General features: G+C 70.8%; 18 protein-coding genes. 5 read left to right on the top strand and 13 right to left on the bottom strand.

Going from position 1 to position 18,716, the window contains the following annotated elements:
- Nucleotides 1–142: 142 nt before the first annotated feature.
- Nucleotides 143–1,087, bottom strand: coding sequence for a DMT family transporter (locus ACF088_RS38665; RefSeq protein WP_392380657.1), 945 nt, complete (start codon nucleotides 1,085–1,087; stop codon nucleotides 143–145).
- A 211-nt stretch (nucleotides 1,088–1,298) separates the two neighbouring features.
- Nucleotides 1,299–1,898, bottom strand: a complete 600-nt coding sequence (locus ACF088_RS38660; RefSeq protein ID WP_392380656.1) for a cupin domain-containing protein — start codon at nucleotides 1,896–1,898, stop codon at nucleotides 1,299–1,301.
- A gap of 472 nt (nucleotides 1,899–2,370) precedes the next feature.
- On the opposite strand from ACF088_RS38660, the gene ACF088_RS38655 reads away from it, so the two are divergent.
- The gene (locus tag ACF088_RS38655; protein WP_392380655.1) at nucleotides 2,371–2,868 is read left to right on the top strand and encodes an N-acetyltransferase; all 498 of its coding nucleotides are present in this window, start codon (nucleotides 2,371–2,373) and stop codon (nucleotides 2,866–2,868) included.
- Nucleotides 2,869–3,086: 218 nt separating this feature from the next.
- Here the strand turns inward: ACF088_RS38655 and ACF088_RS38650 are convergent, their stop codons facing one another.
- The gene (locus ACF088_RS38650) at nucleotides 3,087–4,118 is read right to left on the bottom strand and encodes a LacI family DNA-binding transcriptional regulator (RefSeq protein ID WP_392380654.1); all 1,032 of its coding nucleotides are present in this window, start codon (nucleotides 4,116–4,118) and stop codon (nucleotides 3,087–3,089) included.
- 147 nt (nucleotides 4,119–4,265) lie between these two features.
- On the opposite strand from ACF088_RS38650, the gene ACF088_RS38645 reads away from it, so the two are divergent.
- The 4 genes from ACF088_RS38645 (at nucleotide 4,266) to ACF088_RS38630 (ending at nucleotide 9,234) form a co-directional block, all read left to right on the top strand.
- Nucleotides 4,266–5,594 carry an ABC transporter substrate-binding protein gene (locus ACF088_RS38645; RefSeq protein ID WP_392380653.1) on the top strand — a complete coding sequence of 443 codons (1,329 nt, stop codon included), beginning with the start codon at nucleotides 4,266–4,268 and terminating at the stop codon, nucleotides 5,592–5,594.
- Between the two features lie 101 nt (nucleotides 5,595–5,695).
- The gene (locus tag ACF088_RS38640; protein WP_392380652.1) at nucleotides 5,696–6,586 is read left to right on the top strand and encodes a carbohydrate ABC transporter permease; all 891 of its coding nucleotides are present in this window, start codon (nucleotides 5,696–5,698) and stop codon (nucleotides 6,584–6,586) included.
- Nucleotides 6,583–7,431: a carbohydrate ABC transporter permease gene (locus ACF088_RS38635; protein WP_392380651.1), complete on the top strand. Its 849-nt coding sequence runs from the start codon at nucleotides 6,583–6,585 to the stop codon at nucleotides 7,429–7,431. Before ACF088_RS38640 ends, ACF088_RS38635 begins: the two co-directional genes overlap by 4 nt.
- Before the next feature lie 132 nt (nucleotides 7,432–7,563).
- Nucleotides 7,564–9,234: a glycoside hydrolase family 13 protein gene (locus ACF088_RS38630; protein ID WP_392380650.1), complete on the top strand. Its 1,671-nt coding sequence runs from the start codon at nucleotides 7,564–7,566 to the stop codon at nucleotides 9,232–9,234.
- A 22-nt stretch (nucleotides 9,235–9,256) separates the two neighbouring features.
- Here ACF088_RS38630 and ACF088_RS38625 read toward each other — a convergent pair whose 3' ends face one another.
- From ACF088_RS38625 to ACF088_RS38580, 10 genes are all read right to left on the bottom strand, one after another.
- On the bottom strand, nucleotides 9,257–10,036 hold the full coding sequence (locus ACF088_RS38625; RefSeq protein WP_392380649.1) for a sirohydrochlorin chelatase: 780 nt from the start codon (nucleotides 10,034–10,036) through the stop codon (nucleotides 9,257–9,259).
- Between the two features lie 3 nt (nucleotides 10,037–10,039).
- Nucleotides 10,040–10,969, bottom strand: a complete 930-nt coding sequence (locus tag ACF088_RS38620; RefSeq protein ID WP_392380648.1) for an ABC transporter permease — start codon at nucleotides 10,967–10,969, stop codon at nucleotides 10,040–10,042.
- Nucleotides 10,956–11,762, bottom strand: coding sequence for an ABC transporter ATP-binding protein (locus ACF088_RS38615; RefSeq protein ID WP_392380647.1), 807 nt, complete (start codon nucleotides 11,760–11,762; stop codon nucleotides 10,956–10,958). Before ACF088_RS38615 ends, ACF088_RS38620 begins: the two co-directional genes overlap by 14 nt.
- Nucleotides 11,763–11,803: 41 nt before the next feature.
- On the bottom strand, nucleotides 11,804–12,913 hold the full coding sequence (locus ACF088_RS38610; protein ID WP_392380646.1) for an aliphatic sulfonate ABC transporter substrate-binding protein: 1,110 nt from the start codon (nucleotides 12,911–12,913) through the stop codon (nucleotides 11,804–11,806).
- Between the two features lie 213 nt (nucleotides 12,914–13,126).
- Nucleotides 13,127–14,488: a sulfate adenylyltransferase subunit 1 gene (locus ACF088_RS38605; RefSeq protein WP_392380645.1), complete on the bottom strand. Its 1,362-nt coding sequence runs from the start codon at nucleotides 14,486–14,488 to the stop codon at nucleotides 13,127–13,129.
- A gap of 2 nt (nucleotides 14,489–14,490) precedes the next feature.
- On the bottom strand, nucleotides 14,491–15,435 hold the full coding sequence (gene cysD / locus ACF088_RS38600) for a sulfate adenylyltransferase subunit CysD (protein WP_392380644.1): 945 nt from the start codon (nucleotides 15,433–15,435) through the stop codon (nucleotides 14,491–14,493).
- Nucleotides 15,432–15,965, bottom strand: coding sequence for an adenylyl-sulfate kinase (gene cysC, locus ACF088_RS38595; RefSeq protein ID WP_129293474.1), 534 nt, complete (start codon nucleotides 15,963–15,965; stop codon nucleotides 15,432–15,434). The genes cysD and cysC overlap by 4 nt, the downstream gene beginning before the upstream one ends.
- 20 nt (nucleotides 15,966–15,985) lie before the next feature.
- Nucleotides 15,986–16,678 carry a phosphoadenylyl-sulfate reductase gene (locus ACF088_RS38590; protein WP_392380643.1) on the bottom strand — a complete coding sequence of 231 codons (693 nt, stop codon included), beginning with the start codon at nucleotides 16,676–16,678 and terminating at the stop codon, nucleotides 15,986–15,988.
- Nucleotides 16,675–16,878 (bottom strand): hypothetical protein, encoded by a 204-nt coding sequence (locus tag ACF088_RS38585; protein ID WP_392380642.1) that lies wholly within the window; start codon nucleotides 16,876–16,878, stop codon nucleotides 16,675–16,677. The genes ACF088_RS38590 and ACF088_RS38585 overlap by 4 nt, the downstream gene beginning before the upstream one ends.
- The gene (locus ACF088_RS38580; protein WP_392380641.1) at nucleotides 16,875–18,572 is read right to left on the bottom strand and encodes a nitrite/sulfite reductase; all 1,698 of its coding nucleotides are present in this window, start codon (nucleotides 18,570–18,572) and stop codon (nucleotides 16,875–16,877) included. Before ACF088_RS38580 ends, ACF088_RS38585 begins: the two co-directional genes overlap by 4 nt.
- Nucleotides 18,573–18,716: the final 144 nt, after the last annotated feature.

The following is an 18,716-nucleotide window of genomic DNA, read 5'->3' as shown; positions in this document are numbered from 1 at the left end:
CCGACGCGGCCGACGTGACCGGCGGGTCGCGGGCACCTTCCGTGGCCCGTGGTGTGGCCCGCCGTACCACCTCGGCCGCGTCCGAGCGACGTCTCGTCAGCGGCCGGCGCACACCACGTCGCTGCAACTCGCCCACACCGATTCAGCTCCGTACGCGGCTGGCCAGCAGGGTGCCCGCGGTGGCCAGGACCAGTCCGCCGAGGGTCAGCGGGCCGAGATGCTGGTCGAGCAGCAGGGCGGCGAAGCCGGCCGTGACCATGGGTACCAGGTAGAAGAGGCTGCTCACCTGGCTGGTGCCGTGCCGCTGCAGAAGCCCGTAGAGCAGGCCGACGCCGACGATGGAGTTGACGAGTGCCGCCCACAGCAGCACCGGCCAGTAGTCGGCGGTGAAAGTGACGTCGAAACCTTCCGTGAACAGGGCGGGCAGCAGCGCGGCGACGGCGGCGGCCAGTAGCTGTACGGCGTTGCCGGAGACCGGTTCCATGCCCTGGCAGAACCGCTTCTGGTAGACGGTGCCGGCCGAGATGCCGAGGAGCGCCAGGACGAGGAAGCCGAGGCCGACGAGGTAGCCGGCGTCGAAATGGAGCCCCTCGCCGACCGCGAGTGCGACTCCGCCGAGCCCCAGCACGAGGCCCAGACACTGTCCACGGGTGACGCGTTCGTGCAGGACGGGGACGGCGATCAGCGAGGCCGTCAGCGGGTAGAGCGCGATGATCAGTGCGGCGAGACCGGACGGGACACCGAGGTCCATGCCGACGTAAATGCTGGAGAACTGGACGGCCTGCACCAGGACACCGGCGACGGCGAGATGCGCCAGCAGCCGGCCGCGGGGTAATGCGCGTCGGCTGACCAGGGCGATCACCAGCAGAATGCCCCCGGCGAGGGCGAAGCGCAGGGCCGCGAAGGTGTAGGGGGCGGAGTGGCGCAGGCCGAGTTTGCCGGAGATGAAGCCGGAGCTCCAGACCAGTACCAGGGCGACGCGGGCCAACAGGTCGGCACGGCCGATGCCACGTGGTGCGGTGGTGGTCGCGCTCGTGACCGGGGGCGGGGCGGCGGGCGGGGAGGCCTGGGTGGGATTCAGCTGCATGGCACGTCCTGATCTCTTGGTGCCGCTCGCGGGGTTCGCAGGAGCAGCATCTGTGCGTTAAAACGCACACTAGTGCAGAATACAGTTCAGATTCCCTGTGGGGCCTGCTGTTGGGGGAAGTTGCGGCGCCCGGAACGGCACACAGAAAAGCCGGGGCACCTCAGGCGCCCCGGCTTTCCACCGGCCCGTCCCGTCTCCGGGGACGAAGCCGTCAGTAAAGGCTGGAGAAGAGCAGCGCGACCATCCGCGCGGGCTTGTCGGTGTCATTGCGGAAGGAGTGCGGATACCCTGCCGACCAGCGCACGCAATCCCCGGTCCGCAGGGTGTGGTCGACGCCGTTGTACCGGGTCACCAAGGTGCCCTCGGTCACGATGATCAGGTCTGTGCCCTCGTGTTGAAGGTCCTCGCCCAGCGCGCTGTGCGGCGCGAAGTTCCCCTGGACCACCTGGTACCCCAACTCCGGTGCGCGCAGCACCCGATAGGTGATGCCGGGCGCGCGCTCGATCACCGGCTGTTCACCGAACGGGAACAGGGACGGCGCCGCCTGGCCGGGCGAGAAACCGAGGAACGACCCCACGTTGTGCCCGAACACCTTCGCCAGCCGGCCGAGCCGCTCCAGCGCGATATCGGTCTCGCCCCGCTCCAGCGCCGCCAGGAACGAGACCGAAAGGCCGCATTCGGCGGCAACCTGGCGCAGCGACATCCCCCGCTGGGTCCGCAGCCGGCGTAGGACCTCCCCCGGAGCCGGAAAGCCCAGTTCGGGGTCCGGGCGGTGGGCTGCCGGATGCGTCGGGGAGTCCGGGGCGGTCATGGCCGCATCCTAGTCGAGCACGTCAGGTGCCCTCTGTTGCTTGCGGCGTCGCCGGGGCGCCGGCGCGCCGTTCAGGGCCGAGCCGCCTCGCCAAGCGCCGACAGCCGCTCCAGCTTCTCCGCCGTTGCGCTGTCGTAGGGGGGTCGTCATCCGGGTCCCGGACTCCCGGCCGGACCACCACTGACTGGGGCCGACGGCGGGGGGGCATGGTCTCCCCGCGTTCGGCTGGCGCTCCACCTCGGCTGGACGGCCCTACCGGTCACCGTCTCCGCTGCGGTGACGGTGCTGGCTTCCGCGGCCTTCCTCGCACACGAGCGCACCGCCGGACACCGGGTGTTGCCCCGTGGCTTGTTCGGCAGCGCGGCCTTCTCCGGGGCCAACGCGGCCGGATTCCTGTTCAACGTGTGGCCGTGCGCCGGGGCGCCGCTCCGTCTGGATCGTTCCGCGCCGATCGGCTGTAGCGTCGGACCTTATGACCTGGCTGCCTGACGACTTCGTCCACCCCGTCTACGTGCCCGTGCCCGACACCGCGGTTCACCTGCGGCCTATCCGGGAGGCGGACACCGCTCTCGACTACCCCGCCGTGATGGGCTCGCGAGAACGCTTGTGGGAGATCTTCGGCCCGGCCTGGGGTTGGCCCAAGGAGACGATGACCTATGAAGAGGACCGCATCGACTTGCTGCGGCACGAGAAGGAGATAGCCGCGCACCAGTCGTTCAATTACGCGCTGCTGAACGACGAGGAGACGGCGATCCTCGGCTGTGTCTACATCGACCCGCCCGAGCGCACCGGTTCCGACGGAGAGGTCTCCTGGTGGGTGGTGGACGATCTCGCCGGCGGCGAGGTGGAGCGCGCGCTCGACGCGCTGGTGCCGCAGTGGATCGCTGCCGACTGGCCCTTCCAGCAGCCCCGTTATCTGGGCCGCGACATTGCCTGGCAGGACTGGCTGGCGCTGCCGCGTGCCTTGTGACACGTCCGGCGCGGCGCGCCTGGGCCGTGTCTTGAGGACTTGTCTGACCGTTGCCGGCGGAAGCTGATTACCGCGTTGGCGGCCCGAGCGGATACCGGGGGGTGAGCTCGGGTGGCCGTGGACGGTGGACTCCACCATCGTTCGCGCTCGCCGGCACGCGACCGGGGCCGTAAAAATCGACGCCGCAGGCTGACCCACGGAGATCGGGGCGACTCCCCCTAACTCCTCACCGGCGGCGGCCCCGTGCTGCCGCGTGGGACGAGTTCGGTCGGCAGCACGAGGTGGCGCTCGTGCGCGCCGTCGGAGTCGTCGATCACCGCCCGGGTGAGGCGGACGGCGGCGCGTCCGAGCTCCACGGCGGGCTGGGCCAGGGTCGTCAGGCCCATGACCCCCGCCATGACGTGGTCGTCGAAGCCCATCACCGAAATCCGCCCCGGTACCGGGACGTTGGCCTCGCGCAGGGCCGCCAGCAGCCGGAAGGCCATGTCGTCGGTCTCGGTGAACATGGCCGTCGGCGGGTCGGGGAGGCTCAGCAGCCGGCCCACTGCCGGGGCCATGCCGCCGCCCTTCCAGTCCGGCACGCTCATCACGAGCGAGTCATCGTGCTCCAGTCCCGCCTCGGCGAGCGCCCGCAGATGCCCGGTGAGCCGGTTCTTGCTGCTCCAGGCGAAGCCCGTGGTGTCGTGCGTCTGGAGACAGGCGATCCGGCGGTGCCCGAGGTTGATCAGATGGCGGGTGCCCCGCAGGGCGGCGTCCTCGTCGTCCACATAGACGCTGGGGCGCCCCGGGGCGTGCTGGCTGACGAAGACCAGGGGCATGCCCAGGTCGTCCAGGCGGGCGCGTTCGGCGGGAGAGAGCGAGAAGCTCACCACGAGCAGGGCGTCGGCGTTCCGGCGGGCGGGCAACCGGTCGAAGAAATCAGCGCGTTCGTGCACATCGGTCACGCTGTAGACCAGCAGGTCGAGGCCCGCCTCGCGCAGCGCGGGTGCCATGCCGGACAGCGCCGAACTCAGGAACCACGACGCCAGGTTCGGCATCAGGACGGCGACTCTTCCGGTGCGGCCGGTGACGAGGCTGGAGGCACTGCGGGTGATCGCGAACGAGAGTTCGCGGGCTGCGGCTTCCACCCGGGCGCGCGTGGTCTCCGAGACCGTCGACAATCCGCGCAGGGTGCGCGAAACGGTGGACACCGAAACCCCCGCCCGATGGGCCACATCGGCCATCGTGGCCTCGCTCTGCGCTGAGGACATGCGGGGACGCTAGCACAAAGAGTCGATGACAGCGTTGCCAGGAGATGGCCCGGAAATCTGTTGTTCACGAGCCGTTGACCTGGCTACTAGGGCACTTCTAGCCTGCAAGCGCTGTCATCGATGGCAGCCAAGACGTGAGGAGCACTCATGGCCTTGAGCCGCAGAACCCTGCTCGCGAGCGGCCTCGCCGCCGCCGGAGCCGGGCTCACCAGCGGTTGCGCGGGCAAGCCCTTGGACACCCTGCTGACCCAAGCCGCCCAGGTCCCGCGTACCCCGGCCACTCTCACCTGGTGGGTATCCGAAATCCCCTCCCGGAACGGCCCCGTGGTGGCAGACCTGATCATCCGCGCCTTCGAGCGCCGCCATCCGCACATCCATGTCCGAAAGTCGAACGCCCTCAGCGCCACCGACAGCAACCGCGCCGCGGTCACCACACAGCTCGCGGGCGCCTCGCCCACCCCTGACGTCTATCTCGGGGACACCACCTGGCCGGCCCAGTTCGGCGCCAACTCCCTTGCGCTGCCGCTGCAGACGCTGCTGCCCAAGGACTTCTGGGCGGGTTACCCGGCGGCCCTGCGGCGGGTGAGCGAGTACCGCGGCGCCGTGTACGCGCTGCCCTTCTTCACCGACAGCGCCTTCCTCTATTACCGGAAGGACCTGCTGGCCAAGCACGGCCGGCCGGTGCCCCGCACCTGGGAGGAGCTGGTGCGCACCGCGCGCACCGTCCAGCGGGCCGGGGACGCCCCCTACGGATTCCTCTGGCAGGGGTCCGTATCGGAGTCGCTGACCTGCAATGTCGCCGAGTTCCTGGCCGATGCCGAAGCCCCGGTACTGGACGGCGCGGGCCGGGTGGCGCTGGGCGGGCCGGGCGCGGAGCGGGCCTTTGCGATGATGCGGGAGTTCACCGAGACGGGTGTCACGCCCCCCACGGTCGGCACGTATGTGGAAGCGGACTCGCAGGACGCGTTCACCGGCGGCCGCGGTGTCTTTCTGCGCAACTGGTCCTACGCCTGGGGCAATGCGGCCGACCGCTCGCTCTCCAAGGTGGCGGGCCGGGTCGGTGTCGCGCCCCGCCCCGGCTTCGCAGGCGACGGCCCGCGCGGGGTGAGCTGTGCCGGGGGCTGGAGCAATTTCGTCAACCCCAACTCGCGCCACCTCGGGGCGGCGGTCGCTTTTGCCCGGTTCTGTGCCGGTGAGGAGGCGCAGCTGATTCTGCTGAAGAACGCCGGGGTGATTCCGGCGCTCGAAGAGGTGCTGTCCCGGCCGGAGGCCCGTGCGGTCGGCGATCCGACGCTCACCGGGGTACGCGAACTACGGCTGGTCGCCCGGCCGGTGCAGTCCCCGTACTACCCCCAGGTCAGCAAGGCGCTCTACACCCGGGCCAACGCGGTGATCGGCGGCCGGACCACGCCCGCGCAGGCCGTGCGCGCGGCCCGCGCCGATATCCGGACCGCGCTGGAAGGCAGGGCGCTGTGAATGCCATGACATCCTCCGCAACGCCCGTGTCGCGGCGCCCGGCCCCGGAGCCGGCCGGCCGGCGGACTCCGCCTGCGCCACGCGGTGGTGGGCCGGCCCGGGTGAGCAGGCGCCGCCGGGCGCGTACCGGCTGGCTCTTCGCCTCCCCGGCGCTGCTGGCCATCACCGCCGTGACGGTCTTCCCGGTGCTCTTCTCGCTGCTGCTCAGCTTCGCCGATGTCCGCCTGGAGTACGGCGGGTTCCGCATCCTGTCCCTGACGGGCGACCACTACGCCGCCGTGCTGAGCAGCCCGGAGTGGCGCCAGGCGCTCTTCTTCACCTTCGGGTTCACCGCCGTCACCGTGCTGCTGGAGCTGGTGCTGGGCACCGCGGCCGCGCTCGTGCTGGAACGGCTGGGGGCCGCCCGCGGCTGGGTCCTGGCGGTCCTGCTGCTGCCCTGGGCCCTGATCAATGTCGTCGCCGCCCAGCTGTGGGGATACCTCTACAACGGCACCTACGGCGGGCTGACCTGGCTCTTCACTCAGATTCTCGGCCACCAGCCGGACATTCTCGGGCAACCCGCCTCTGCCATGGGTGCCATGGTGGTGGTCGATGTCTGGAAGACCACACCCTTTGTCGCGATTGTCGTCCTAGCCGGGCTGATGCTGATTCCCGGCGACGTCTACGAGGCGGCAGAGATCGACGGCGCCGGCACCTGGACGACGTTCTGGAAGGTGACCCTGCCGCAGTTGCGCCCGATCATGGCCATCGCCGTGCTCTTCCGCATCCTGCAGGCCTTCGGCATCTTCGACCTGCCCTTCGTCCTGACCCAGGGCGGGCCGGGCACCGCCACCGAATCCCTGGCGATCCTCGGATACAAAACGCTCTTCCAGAACCTCGCCATCGGCCGCGGCGCGGCGGTGGCGACCACCACCGCCGTCATCGTGATCACGTGCTGTCTGCTCTTCCTGCGGGTCTTCAAGGCGCAGGCCGACGAAGGAGGGCGGGCATGAACCGCCGCACACCGGCGTCCGGCATCCGCCGGTACGTCAACGCCGTCAACCTCGGCGGTCTGGCGATCGTCGTGCTGTCGGCACTGCCGCTGTACTGGATGATCGTGTCGTCCTTCAAGGGACCGGGCGAGATCAGCGCCGACCCGCCGACCCTGGTCCCGAAGGCGGCGACGCTCGGCAACTACGCCGAGGCCTTCGTCCGCAACGGCATCGGCCGCTATCTGCTCAACAGCGTGCTGGTGGCGTCGGTTTCCACGGTCGCCGTGCTGGGGCTGTCCTTCTTCGCGGGCTACGCCCTGGCCCGCACCCCCCTGCGGGGCCGCGGCGCCATCATGACCGCGCTGCTGATGCTGTCCGTCTTCCCGCCGATCGCGCTGGTCGTCCCGCTCTTCCTGCTGGAGCGGCAGCTGGGCCTGCTCAACAGCTATGCGGGCCTGATCGTGCCCTATGTCGCGCTGAACCTGCCGTTCGCCATCTGGATCATGCGCAACTACCTGGTCGGTGTCCCGCGGGAGCTGGAGGAGGCGGCCACCGTCGACGGCGCAGGACCGCTGCGTACCGTCCTGACCGTCATCGCCCCCCTCGCCCGGCCGGGGCTGTTCACCGCGGGGATCTTCACCTTCACCGCGACCTGGTCGGAGTTCCTGCTGGCGCTGACCTTCAACAGCGAGGACGGCCACCGCACCGTTCCGGTCGGCATCGCCCTGTTCACCAGCCAGTACACCGTCCCCTACGGAACGCTCTTCGCGGGGGCCGTGGCGGCCACCGTCCCCATCGGCGTCCTGGTCATGATCTTCCGCCGCTCGATCGTCTCGGGCATGACCTCAGGGGCGGTGAAGGGATGAGACCGGCGGCCCCAGGGCCCGCCGGCCCCGCCGCACCCTCCCGCACCCGGCGCCGCACCGCGCCGTACTCCTCCCCCAGCCAACGCTGGGAGGTGCCCCCATGCGACCGCTCTCGTACCGAAAGGCCTCCCCGTGACCGCACAGCACCTCGGCTCCGACCGCAACACCACCGACTGGTGGCGGCAGGCCGTTGTCTACCAGGTGTATCCGCGCAGCTTCGCCGACGCCGACGGTGACGGCATCGGAGACCTCCCCGGCGTGACCTCCCGGCTGCCCTACCTCGCCGACCTCGGCGTGGACGCCGTCTGGCTGAGCCCGTTCTACCCCTCACAGCTGGCCGACGGCGGCTATGACGTCGACGACTACCGCAACGTCGACCCCCGTCTCGGCACCCTCGACGACTTCGACGCCATGGTGGCCGAGGCCCACCGCCTGGGCCTCAAGGTGATGGCCGACATCGTGCCCAACCACTCCTCCGACCGGCACCTCTGGTTCCAGGAGGCGCTGCGCGCCGAGCCCGGATCCGCCGCGCGCGAGCGGTACGTCTTCCGCGAGGGCAAGGGCGAACTGGGCGAACTGCCGCCCACCGACTGGGTCTCCTGCTTCGGCGGCCCCGCCTGGACCCGGCTGCCCGACGGCTGGTGGTACCTCCACCTCTTCGCCCCCCAGCAGCCCGACTTCAACTGGGACAACCCCGAGGTCCGCGCGGACTTCCGGCACACCCTGCGCTTCTGGTCCGACCGCGGCGTCGACGGCTTCCGGGTCGATGTGGCCCACGGCCTGGCCAAGGACCTGGCCGCGCCGCTGCGCGACATCGGCACCGTCGAGGGCTACACGCCGGGAGACCTGCCCGAGGACGGCAGCCACCCCTTCTGGGACCGCGACGAGGTGCACGACATCTTCCGCGACTGGCGCAAGGTCTTCAACGAGTACGACCCGCCGCGGGTCGCCGTCGCCGAGGCCTGGGTGCGCAGCTCCCGCCGCACCGCGTACGCCACTCCGCAGGAGCTCGGGCAGGCCTTCAACTTCGACTTCCTCAAGGCCCCGCTGCACGCCGGGGGGCTGCGCGCCGCCATCGACACCGCGCTCGCCGACGCACGGGCGGCCGGGGCGACCGCGACCTGGGTGCTGTCCAACCACGATGTGATCCGGCACGCCTCCCGGTACGGCCTGCCGGACGGCCGCGACGAGGAGGCCTGGCTGCTCTCCGACGGCCGCGAACCCGTCCTGGACCGGGAGTTCGGGCTGCGCAGGGCGCTGGCCGCGACCCTGCTGATGCTGGCGCTGCCGGGCTCCGGCTATGTCTACCAGGGCGAGGAACTGGGACTGCCCGAGGTCGCGGACCTCTCCCGGGACAGCCTCCAGGACCCGGTGTGGACCCGTAGCGGGGGCCGGCTGAAGGGGCGGGACGGCTGCCGGGTGCCCCTGCCGTGGCGGCGCGAGGGCAGCTCATACGGCTTCGGCAGCGGGGGTACCTGGCTGCCGCAGCCGGCCGGCTGGGGCGCGCTGTCCGTCGAGGCGCAGCAGGGCGTGGCGTCATCCCCTCTGGAGCTGTACCGCGCGGCGCTCGCCACCCGGCGCCGGCTGCTGGCCGACGAGGCGCTGGAATGGGCCGATGACGCGCCGACGGCCCACCCGGACGTCCTGCACTTCCGCCGCTCGGGCGGCTGGGAGTGCGTGACCAACCTGTCGGACGAGCCCCGGCCGCTGCCGGCCGGTGAGCTGCTGCTGTCCTCCGCACCGGTCACCGGCGACGAGCTGCCGCCGTGGACGACGGTCTGGCTGCGCACCGCGACGCGGTGACCGCCCGCGCCGTGGGGGCCCGTCAGGCGGTCAGCGCCGCCAGGTCCCCACGGGCGCGGTGCAGCACCGACCGGTCGTAGCGCCGCAGCAGCAGCCGGGCCAGCTCGGGCGCGGGGCCCAGCACCGGGGCAAGGACATCGGCGCGGGCCTCGCGGGCCCCGGCGGCGATGCGGTCCGGGAGGAAGCCGGGGGCGATGACGTAGGGGGCGACGGCCACCCGGCCGACGCCTTCGGCACGCAACTCCCGCACCGCATCGGCCGTACGGGGAAGAGATGCGGAGGCGAACGCAGGTCGCACGGCACACCAGCCAGCGGTGTGCCGCCACTCCCGCGCGATTTCAGCGATCACTGCGATCGCCTCCGGGTCCGAAGAGCCCGCCGAGGCCAGGACGACCCCGGTCGAGCGACGGTCGCCGGGCCGCAGCCCGGCCTCCTCCAGCCGGCGCTCCAGCGCGGTGGTCAGGAGGGACGAAGGGCCGAGCACCTCGGCCTGGCGGACGGTCAGCAGCGGCAGCCGCGCGGCCGCCTCCCGCAGGACCGCCGGAATGTCGGACTTGGCGTGGAAGGCCCGGGTGAGCAGCAGCGGCAGCGCCACCACGTCCCGGACTCCCTCGGCGGAGAGGCGCTCCAGCACCCGCGGCACCCGGGGCGCGTTGAAGTCGAGATAGCCGACCTCGACGCGCAGCCCCGGCCGCAGCGCCCGCACCCGCGCACAGAGCGCGGAGACGGTCGCCGCGTGCCGCGGATCGCGGCTGCCGTGGGCGACGACGAGAAGAGTGGGGTGAGTGCGGGGTGCGTCCATGGTTCAGCTCTTCACGAGGAGGCCGCGGCTGCGCAGCACCCGGCGTTCGATCGGGGCGAAGATCAGCAGCTCGATGCCGATACCGACGATGAGGATGAGGAGGATCGCGGCGAGCACCCAGGACATGTCCTGCAGCTCGCGCCCCTGCTCCAGCAGCTGGCCCAGACCGGTGCCCAGATCCGGCGCGTTGACGATGAGTTCGGCGGCCATCAGGGAGCGCCAGGAGAACGCCCAGCCCTGCTTGAGCCCGGAGATATAGCCCGGCAGCGCGGCCGGGAGCAGCACATGCCGGACACCCGCCAGACCCGTGGCACCGATGGTGCGCCCCGCCCGCAGGTAGAGCGGGGAGATCTGGTCGACGCCCGCCACCAGCCCGTTGGCGATGGACGGGACCGCGCCGAGCAGCACCACGGTGTAGATCGTGGCGTCGGTCAGCCCGAACCAGATGATCGCGGCCGGGACCCAGGCCACCGACGGCAGCGACTGCAGACCGCTCAGGATCGGCCCGATCGCGGCCCGTACGGCCTTGACCCGGGCGACGACCAGCCCGAGCAGCGTGCCGATGACCACCGAGGCCGCAAAGCCGAGGGCGCCCCGCGAGACGCTGGTCCACACAAAGCTCAGCAGGGTGCCTTCCAGCCACTTCTGCTGGAGCGAGCGGCCGACCTCGACGGGGCTCGGCAGCAGGTAGTGCGGCTTCAGCTCGAAGTGGTAGGCGAGCTGCCACAGCGCGAGCACGATGACGATCGCGACGAGCGGGGGGAACGCCTTCGAGGCGGCGGTGCGCAGCCATGGCTGCCGGTCGACGACCCTGGATTCGAGGGCGTCGAGCCCGGCTTCCAGGCCGGCGATATCCCCGGCCGGGGAGGCGGTGGTATCGGCGGCCTCGCCCTTGCGGGGGGCGGACCGGTCCTTGGTCTCAGTGCTGGCCATGGCGGCGGATCTCCCCACGGAGCTGTTCGGTGATCTCGACGGAAAGGTCGGCGACCGCGGAGTCCTCGATGCGGCGCGGCTGCGGGATGTCCACCCGCCACTCGCGGGCGATCTTGCCGGGACGGGAGGACAGCAGCACCACCCGCTCGGCGAGCCGCACGGCCTCGCGGACGTTGTGGGTGACGAAGAGGACCGACAGGTTCGTCTCGCGCCAGATGCGTGTCAGCTCGTCGTGCAGGACGTCCCGGGTGATGGCGTCGAGCGCGGCGAACGGCTCGTCCATCAGCAGCAGTTGGCTGTCCTGGGCGAGGGCGCGGGCCATGGCGACGCGCTGGCGCATACCGCCCGACAGCTCGTGCACCCGCTTGCCATGGGCGCCCTTGAGCCGGACGAGTTCCAGCAGCCGCTCGGCCTCGTCACGGCGCTCCGCTCGTGGCACCCCGCGCAGCCGCAGCGCCAGTTCGATGTTGCGGCCCGCGGTCAGCCACGGGAACAGCGCATGCTCCTGGAACATCAGGGCCGGCCGGCCGCCGGGCGTCTCGATGGCGCCGGCGGACGGTGCGTCGAGACCGGCCACGAGGTTGAGAAGGGTGGACTTGCCGCAGCCCGAGGCCCCCAGGAGGCAGACGAATTCGCCGGGCGCCACATCGATGGTGATGTCGTCCAGGACATGCTGCTGTGCGCCGGTGCGGCCGAACGACTTCGAGACATGGTCGATGCGAGCCGCGTACGGCACGGTGGTGCCCGTGTCCGCCGTGGCGGGCTGCTGCTTGGTGAGCGTGGTGGTCGTCATCGGTGTCACCTCCTGGGGGAGTGCGTGCTGCGGGGGCGGGGCTACTTGCTGCCGAGGCCGGCGTCGTCGACCGGCTGCTTGCCCTCGGACTTGAGCACCTTGTTCAGCAGGGTGAGGTCGTAGATGCCCTTGAGGTCGGGCTTCTTGAGCAGGCCCGCCTTGACGGCGTGGTCGGCCTCCTGCTGGAGGGTGGCGGCCAGCGGGTCATCGGTGATGTCGACGTTCTTGAACGCCGGGTCGATGACGTTCTGCGGCAGTGCCTTGCCGGCGACGTCCGACGAGGAGAGCTTGTCGTTGAGCGTCTTCTTCGCCTCGTCCGGGTGCGACCGGATCCAGGCGTTGATCTTCACCGAGGCACGCAGCACCGCCTCGACGGCCTTGGGGTGCTCCTTGAGGAACTTCTGCGAGACGATCATGTTCGTGATGACGAACTTGCCGTCCTTCCACAGCTTCTTCTCGTCCAGGAGCGTCTTGCCGCCCTCGGCGACGAGCTTGGAAGCGGTGGGCTCGGGGACCCAGGCGGCGTCGATGCCGCCCTGCTGGAACGTGGTCGGCGTCACCTTGTTGTCGGTGCGCTGGACGGTGACGTCACCCTTGCCGGTGGTGGCGTCGACCTTGAGGCCCTTCTCGGCCAGGTAGTTCAGCAGCGCGACGTCCTGGGTGTTGCCCAGCTGCGGGGTCGCGATGGTCTTGCCCTTGAGATCGTTGACACTCTTGATCTTCTTCGGGTTGACCACCAGGGAGACACCGCCGGACGCCGAACCCGCAATGATCTTCAGGCTCTTGCCGTGCGACTTGGCGTAGCCGTTGATCGCGGGGGAGGGGCCGATCCAGCCGATGTCGATGGCGCCCGAGTTGAGCGCCTCGATCTCCTCGGGTCCCGCGTTGAAGACGGAGGACTTCACCGCCGTGCCGCCCAGTTCCTGCTGGAACAGGCCCTTCTGGAGGCCGACCAGGGGAGTGGCGTGCGTGGTGTTGCCGAAGTAGCCGATCTTGAGGGAGTCGAGTCCATCGGTCTTCGGGCCCTTGGGGGCCACATCGGCCGCGGTGTCCTTCTTGGCCTCGGAGCCGTAGCCGCAGGCGCCCAGCGCCCCGATCAGGACCGGGACGGAGACGGCGGCCGCCAGCAGGCGGTGACGAACGGCAGACACGGGAGGTGTTCCTCTCGGAGGGCCGGACAGTACGCGCCTCTCTAGGGCGCGCCCGGCGGATCAATGGATCTTCGGAAGGGCGAGATGGGGGATACGGCGTCGGGCATCGTCAGCGCACACATCGGCCGACTCCGCCCTGCCCGCTGCCCAGGGCGCCGCTGCCGATGCGGCCGCCCTCCTTCGCGAAGGTCGAGAACACGTCCTGGAGCATGCTCAGAAGTCCCATCCCTCGTCGTCCGCGCCGCCGGCCGGAGCCGCTTCCGCGGCCGCCTCCGCAAAGGCGTTGCCCGCCATCCCCGCGGTCAGCGTCGTACCGTCCGCCGGGTCGATCAGCAGGAAGGAGCCGGTGCGGCGGGAGTCGGCGTAGGCGTCCAGGGCCAGCGGCTGGGCGGTGCGGACCACGATCCGTCCGATGTCGTTGGCGGCCAGTTCGCCGGGGGCCGGGTGCTGGGAGAGGTCGTCCAGGGTGAGGCGGGAGGGGATGTCCTTGACGAGGGCCTTGACGGTGCGGGTGGTGTGCTTGAGCAGTACCCGGTCGCCGACCTTCAGCGGACGGTCCGCCACATGGCAGACGGTCGCCTCGATGTCCTGCGAGACACCGGGCGCGGTGGCCGTCGGGGCGATCAGGTCGCCGCGCGAGATGTCCAGGTCATCGCTGAGCCGGACGGTCACCGACTGCGGTGCCCAGGCGACGTCCACGGCCTGGCCGAGCGCATCGATCGCCTCGATGGTGCTGGTACGGCCCGAGGACAGGACGGTCACGGCGTCGCCGACGCGCAGCACACCGGAGGCGATCTGGCCCGCGTAGCCGCGGTAGTCGGGGTGCTCGGCGGTCTGCGGACGGATGACGTACTGGACCGGGAAACGGCCGGGGTCGTCCGAGGGGTCGGCGACGACGGGCACCGTCTCCAGGTGCTCCAGCACGGTCGGGCCGCCGTACCAGTCCATGTTCGCCGAGGGCGACACGACATTGTCGCCGGCCAGCGCCGAGATCGGGATCGCGGTGATCTCCGGGACACCCAGCGAGGCCGCGTACGTCGTGAACTCCTCGGCGATGGCGGCGAAGACGGGCTCGGCGTAATCGACCAGGTCCATCTTGTTGACGGCCAGCACCACATGGGGGACCCGCAGCAGGGCGGCGACCGCGGCATGCCGGCGGGTCTGCTCGACCACGCCGTTGCGGGCGTCGACCAGCACCACGGCCAGCTCGGCGGTGGAGGCGCCGGTGACCATGTTGCGGGTGTACTGCACATGCCCGGGGGTGTCCGCCAGGATGAACCGGCGCCGCGGGGTGGCGAAGTAGCGGTAGGCGACATCGATGGTGATGCCCTGCTCGCGCTCGGCGCGCAGCCCGTCGGTCAGCAGCGCCAGGTCGGGCGTCTCCTGACCGCGGCCCAGGGAAGCGCGCTCGACGGCCTCCAGCTGGTCGGCGAGCACCGACTTGGAGTCGTGCAGCAGCCGGCCCACCAGCGTCGACTTGCCGTCGTCGACGGAGCCTGCGGTGGCGAAGCGCAGCAGCGAGGTGGCACCCGCCTCGACGGCGTCGGTCGCGCCCGTGTTCGTGGTCGTGCTCATGGTTAGAAGTACCCCTCGCGCTTGCGGTCCTCCATGGCGGCCTCGGACATCTTGTCGTCGGCCCTGGTGGCGCCCCGCTCGGTGAGCCGGGACGCGGCGATCTCCGCGATCACCGCCTCGATGGTGTCGGCGTCGGAGTCGACGGCACCGGTGCAGGACATGTCGCCGACGGTGCGGTAGCGCACCTGCCGCCGCTCCAGGCTCTCGCCGTCCTTGGGGCCGCCCCACCCGCCGGGGGAGAGCCACATACCGCTGCGGGCGAAGACCTCGCGCTCGTGGGCGTAGTAGATGGCGGGCAGTTCGATCTTCTCGCGGGCGATGTACTGCCACACGTCCAGCTCGGTCCAGTTGGACAGCGGGAAGACCCGGACGTGCTCGCCGGGGGAGTGCTTGCCGTTGTAGAGCTGCCACAGCTCGGGGCGCTGCCGGCGCGGGTCCCAGCCGCCGAACTCGTCGCGCAGCGAGAAGACCCGCTCCTTGGCGCGCGCCTTCTCCTCGTCCCGGCGGCCGCCGCCGAAGACCGCGTCGAAGCGGTTGGTGTCGATGGCGTCCAGCAGCGGGACGGTCTGCAGCGGATTACGGGTGCCGTCGGGGCGCTCGCGCAGCTCACCGCGGTCGATGAAGTCCTGGACGGAGGCGACGTGCAGCCGCAGGCCGTGCCGCTCGACCGTGCGGTCGCGGTAGTCGAGGACCTCGGGGAAGTTGTGCCCGGTGTCGACGTGCAGCAGCGAGAACGGCACCGCGGCCGGCGCGAACGCCTTCAGCGCCAGGTGCAGCATGACGATGGAGTCCTTGCCGCCGGAGAACAGGATCACCGGCCGCTCGAACTCACCCGCCACCTCGCGGAAGATGTGCACCGCCTCCGACTCCAGGGCGTCGAGGTGGGAGAGGGCGTACGGGTTGTTGGCGTCCCCGGCGTTCTCGGTCAGGGCAGTGACGGTCGTCATGCCAGTCCCCTTTCGGTGAGCAGCGCATGCAGTGCCGCCGCGGACTCCTGCACGGTCTGGGTGTGCGACTCGATGCGCAGATCGGGTGAGGCGGGTGCCTCGTACGGGTCGTCCACGCCGGTCAGGCCGGAGATCTCACCGGCCGCCTGCTTGGCGTACAGCCCCTTCACATCCCGCTCGGAGCACACCTCGACGGGCGTGGCCACATGCACCTCCAGGTAGGGGGTGCCCTCGCTCTGGTGACGCCCCCGTACCGCCTCCCGGCTGTCCGCATACGGCGCGATCACCGGCACCAGCGCCTTGACGCCGTTGCTCGCCAGCAGCTCGGCCACGAAGCCGATCCGCTGGACGTTGGTGTGCCGGTCCTCGCGGGTGAAACCGAGGCCCGCGGAGAGGAACTCGCGGATCTCGTCGCCGTCGAGCACCTCGACGCGGTGGCCGTCGCCGCGCAGCTTTCCGGCCAGTTCGTGCGCGAGGGTCGTCTTGCCCGCGCTCGGCAGACCGGTCAGCCAGATCGTGGCGCCCGTCATGGATATCTCCTGATGCTCGGTCATCCGTGCAACCCGCACTCGGTCTTGTTGCTGCCCGCCCAGCGGCCGGCCCTGGCGTCCTCGCCCTCCAGCACCCGGCGGGTGCAGGGCGCGCAGCCGACGGAGGCATAGCCGTCCGTCAGCAGCGGGTTGGTGAGCACCCCGTGCTCGGCCACATACGCGTCGACATCGGCCTGCGTCCAGCGGGCGATCGGGGAGACCTTCACCTTGCGCCGCTTGGGGTCCCAGCCGACGACCGGGGTGTTCGCCCGGGTGGGCGACTCGGCCCGGCGCAGGCCCGTCGCCCAGGCGTCGTAGCCGGCCAGGCCCTCTTCGAGCGGCTTGACCTTGCGCAGCGCGCAGCACAGGTCGGGGTTGCGGTCGTGCAGCTTCGGTCCGTGCTCGGCGTCCTGCTCGGCGACCGTCTGACGTGGCGTCAGGGTGAGGACGTTGACGTCCATCACCTCGGCCACCGCGTCCCGGGTCCCGAGGGTCTCGGGGAAGTGGTAGCCGGTGTCCAGGAAGACCACGTCCACGCCCGGGAAGGCCCGCGAGGCCAGGTGCGCGACGACCGCGTCCTCCATCGAGGAGGTGACGCAGAAGCGCGGACCGAAGGTCTCGGCGGCCCAGGTGAGGATCTCCAGGGCGGGCGCGTCCTCCAGGTCGCGACCCGCCTGCTCGGCGAGCTGCTGAAGGTCGGTAGCGGTGGTCACGAGGTACCTCCGTCGGAAGCGGAAGGGGGCCGGCCGGTGCTTCCCGGCGCCAGCAGGCCCAGGAACTTCAGCCGGAACGCGCGGCTGCAGGCCCGGCATTCCCACGCCGCACCCTCTCCACGGGCGCCCCCCTCCTCGGAAGGCCGCAGGTCTTCGTCCCCGCAGTACGGGCAGTAGAAGGGCGCCGCACGTTCGCTCACTTCAGCGCACCCTCTTCCGCACGGGCCGCCCAGGTGGCGAACCGTTCGCCCTCCTCGCGCTGCTCCGCGAAGTTGCGCAGCACCCGCTCGACGTAGTCGGGGAGTTCGTCGGCGGTGACCTTCAGGCCGCGGACCTTGCGGCCGAAGCCGGCCTCCAGGCCCAGCGCGCCGCCCAGGTGCACCTGGTAGCCCTCGACCTGGTTGCCGTCGTCGTCCAGGACCAGCTGGCCCTTGAGGCCGATGTCCGCGACCTGGATCCGCGCGCAGGCGTTCGGGCAGCCGTTGACGTTGATGGTGACCGGCTCGTCGAACGCCGGCAGCCGGCGTTCGAGTTCGTCGATCAGCGAGGCGCCGCGGGCCTTCGTCTCCACGATCGCCAGCTTGCAGAACTCGATGCCCGTGCAGGCCATCGTGCCGCGCCGGAACGGGGACGGCTGGACCCGCAGGTCGAGCGCCTCCAGGCCGGAGACCAGCGAGTCGACCTGCGACTCGTCGATGTCGAGCACGATCATCTTCTGCTCGGCGGTGGTGCGCAGCCGGCCCGAGCCGTGCTCCGCGGCCAGCTCGGCGATCTTGGTGAGGGTGGCACCGTCCACCCGGCCCACGCGCGGGGCGAAGCCCACGTAGTAGCGGCCGTCGTTCTGCTGGTGCACACCGACGTGGTCGCGCCACCGCTGGTCGGGCTGCTTCGGCGCGGGGCCGTCGGTGAGCTTGCGCTGGAGGTACTCGTCCTCCAGCACCTGGCGGAACTTCTCCGGACCCCAGTCGGCGACCAGGAACTTCAGCCGGGCGCGGGTGCGCAGCCGGCGGTAGCCGTAGTCGCGGAAGATCGAGATGACGCCTTCGTAGACATCGGCGGCCTCCTCGCGCGAGACCCACACGCCCAGCCGGACGCCGAGCTTGGGGTTCGTGGACAGCCCGCCGCCGACCCACACATCGAAGCCCGGGCCGTGCTCGGGGTGCTCGACGCCGACGAACGAGATGTCGTTGATCTCGTGCGCCACGTCCAGCAGGGGCGAGCCGGAGACCGCGGACTTGAACTTCCGCGGCAGGTTGGAGAACTCCGGGTTGCCGATGATCCGGCGCTGGATCTCCTCGATGACCGGGGTGCCGTCGATGATCTCGTTCTCGGCGATACCGGCGACCGGGGAGCCGAGGATGACGCGAGGGGTGTCACCGCAGGCCTCGGTGGTGGACAGGCCGACGGCCTCCAGCCGCTGCCAGATCTCCGGCACGTCCTCGATGCGGATCCAGTGGTACTGGACGTTCTGCCGGTCGGTGATGTCCGCGGTGCCGCGCGCGAACTCCTGCGAGATCTCGCCGATGACGCGCAACTGCTCGGTGGTCAGCCGCCCGCCGTCGATGCGGACCCGCAGCATGAAGTACTTGTCGTCCAGCTCCTCCGGCTCCAGGATCGCCGTCTTGCCGCCGTCGATCCCGGGCTTGCGCTGGGTGTAGAGGCCCCACCAACGCATGCGCCCGCGCAGGTCGTTGGGGTCGATGGAGTCGAAACCGGCCTTGGAGTAGATCGTCTCAATGCGTGTCCGCACATTGAGACCGTCGTCGTCCTTCTTGAACTGCTCGTTGCCGTTGAGCGGTGTGTGGTGGCCCACGGCCCACTGGCCCTCGCCGCGGTGGCGTCCGGCCTTGCGGCGGGTCGTGGCGGCTGCGGGGCGTTCGGGGGAGGCGGCCATGGGTGTACGTCCTTCTGGGCGGGCTCAAGGAATGCGGAAGGGGGCGCCGGGCACCCGCGATGACCTGCTCAGACATACCGAAAGGCGGCGCGCGGCACACGCGTCGGAAGGTCTGCGGGTCGAGGGGTGTCAGCGCGTCCGCGA

Origin of the sequence: Streptomyces sp. NPDC015125 (assembly GCF_043080045.1) — a bacterium.
GTDB lineage: Bacteria > Actinomycetota > Actinomycetes > Streptomycetales > Streptomycetaceae > Streptomyces.
The sequence above is the reverse complement of the archived record's forward strand: the minus strand, read 5'-3'. Positions and strand labels throughout refer to the sequence as shown.

Coding starts and splice junctions, on each gene's coding strand:
- ACF088_RS38665 (WP_392380657.1), bottom strand. CDS start 1,087: ATGCAGCTGAATCCCACCCAGGCCTCCCCGCCCGCCGCCCCGCCCCCG.
- ACF088_RS38580 (WP_392380641.1), bottom strand. CDS start 18,572: ATGGCCGCCTCCCCCGAACGCCCCGCAGCCGCCACGACCCGCCGCAAG.
- ACF088_RS38605 (WP_392380645.1), bottom strand. CDS start 14,488: ATGAGCACGACCACGAACACGGGCGCGACCGACGCCGTCGAGGCGGGT.
- ACF088_RS38625 (WP_392380649.1), bottom strand. CDS start 10,036: ATGGACGCACCCCGCACTCACCCCACTCTTCTCGTCGTCGCCCACGGC.
- cysD (WP_392380644.1), bottom strand. CDS start 15,435: ATGACGACCGTCACTGCCCTGACCGAGAACGCCGGGGACGCCAACAAC.
- ACF088_RS38655 (WP_392380655.1), top strand. CDS start 2,371: ATGACCTGGCTGCCTGACGACTTCGTCCACCCCGTCTACGTGCCCGTG.
- ACF088_RS38650 (WP_392380654.1), bottom strand. CDS start 4,118: ATGTCCTCAGCGCAGAGCGAGGCCACGATGGCCGATGTGGCCCATCGG.
- ACF088_RS38615 (WP_392380647.1), bottom strand. CDS start 11,762: ATGACGACCACCACGCTCACCAAGCAGCAGCCCGCCACGGCGGACACG.
- ACF088_RS38635 (WP_392380651.1), top strand. CDS start 6,583: ATGAACCGCCGCACACCGGCGTCCGGCATCCGCCGGTACGTCAACGCC.
- ACF088_RS38645 (WP_392380653.1), top strand. CDS start 4,266: ATGGCCTTGAGCCGCAGAACCCTGCTCGCGAGCGGCCTCGCCGCCGCC.
- ACF088_RS38620 (WP_392380648.1), bottom strand. CDS start 10,969: ATGGCCAGCACTGAGACCAAGGACCGGTCCGCCCCCCGCAAGGGCGAG.
- ACF088_RS38660 (WP_392380656.1), bottom strand. CDS start 1,898: ATGACCGCCCCGGACTCCCCGACGCATCCGGCAGCCCACCGCCCGGAC.
- cysC (WP_129293474.1), bottom strand. CDS start 15,965: ATGACGGGCGCCACGATCTGGCTGACCGGTCTGCCGAGCGCGGGCAAG.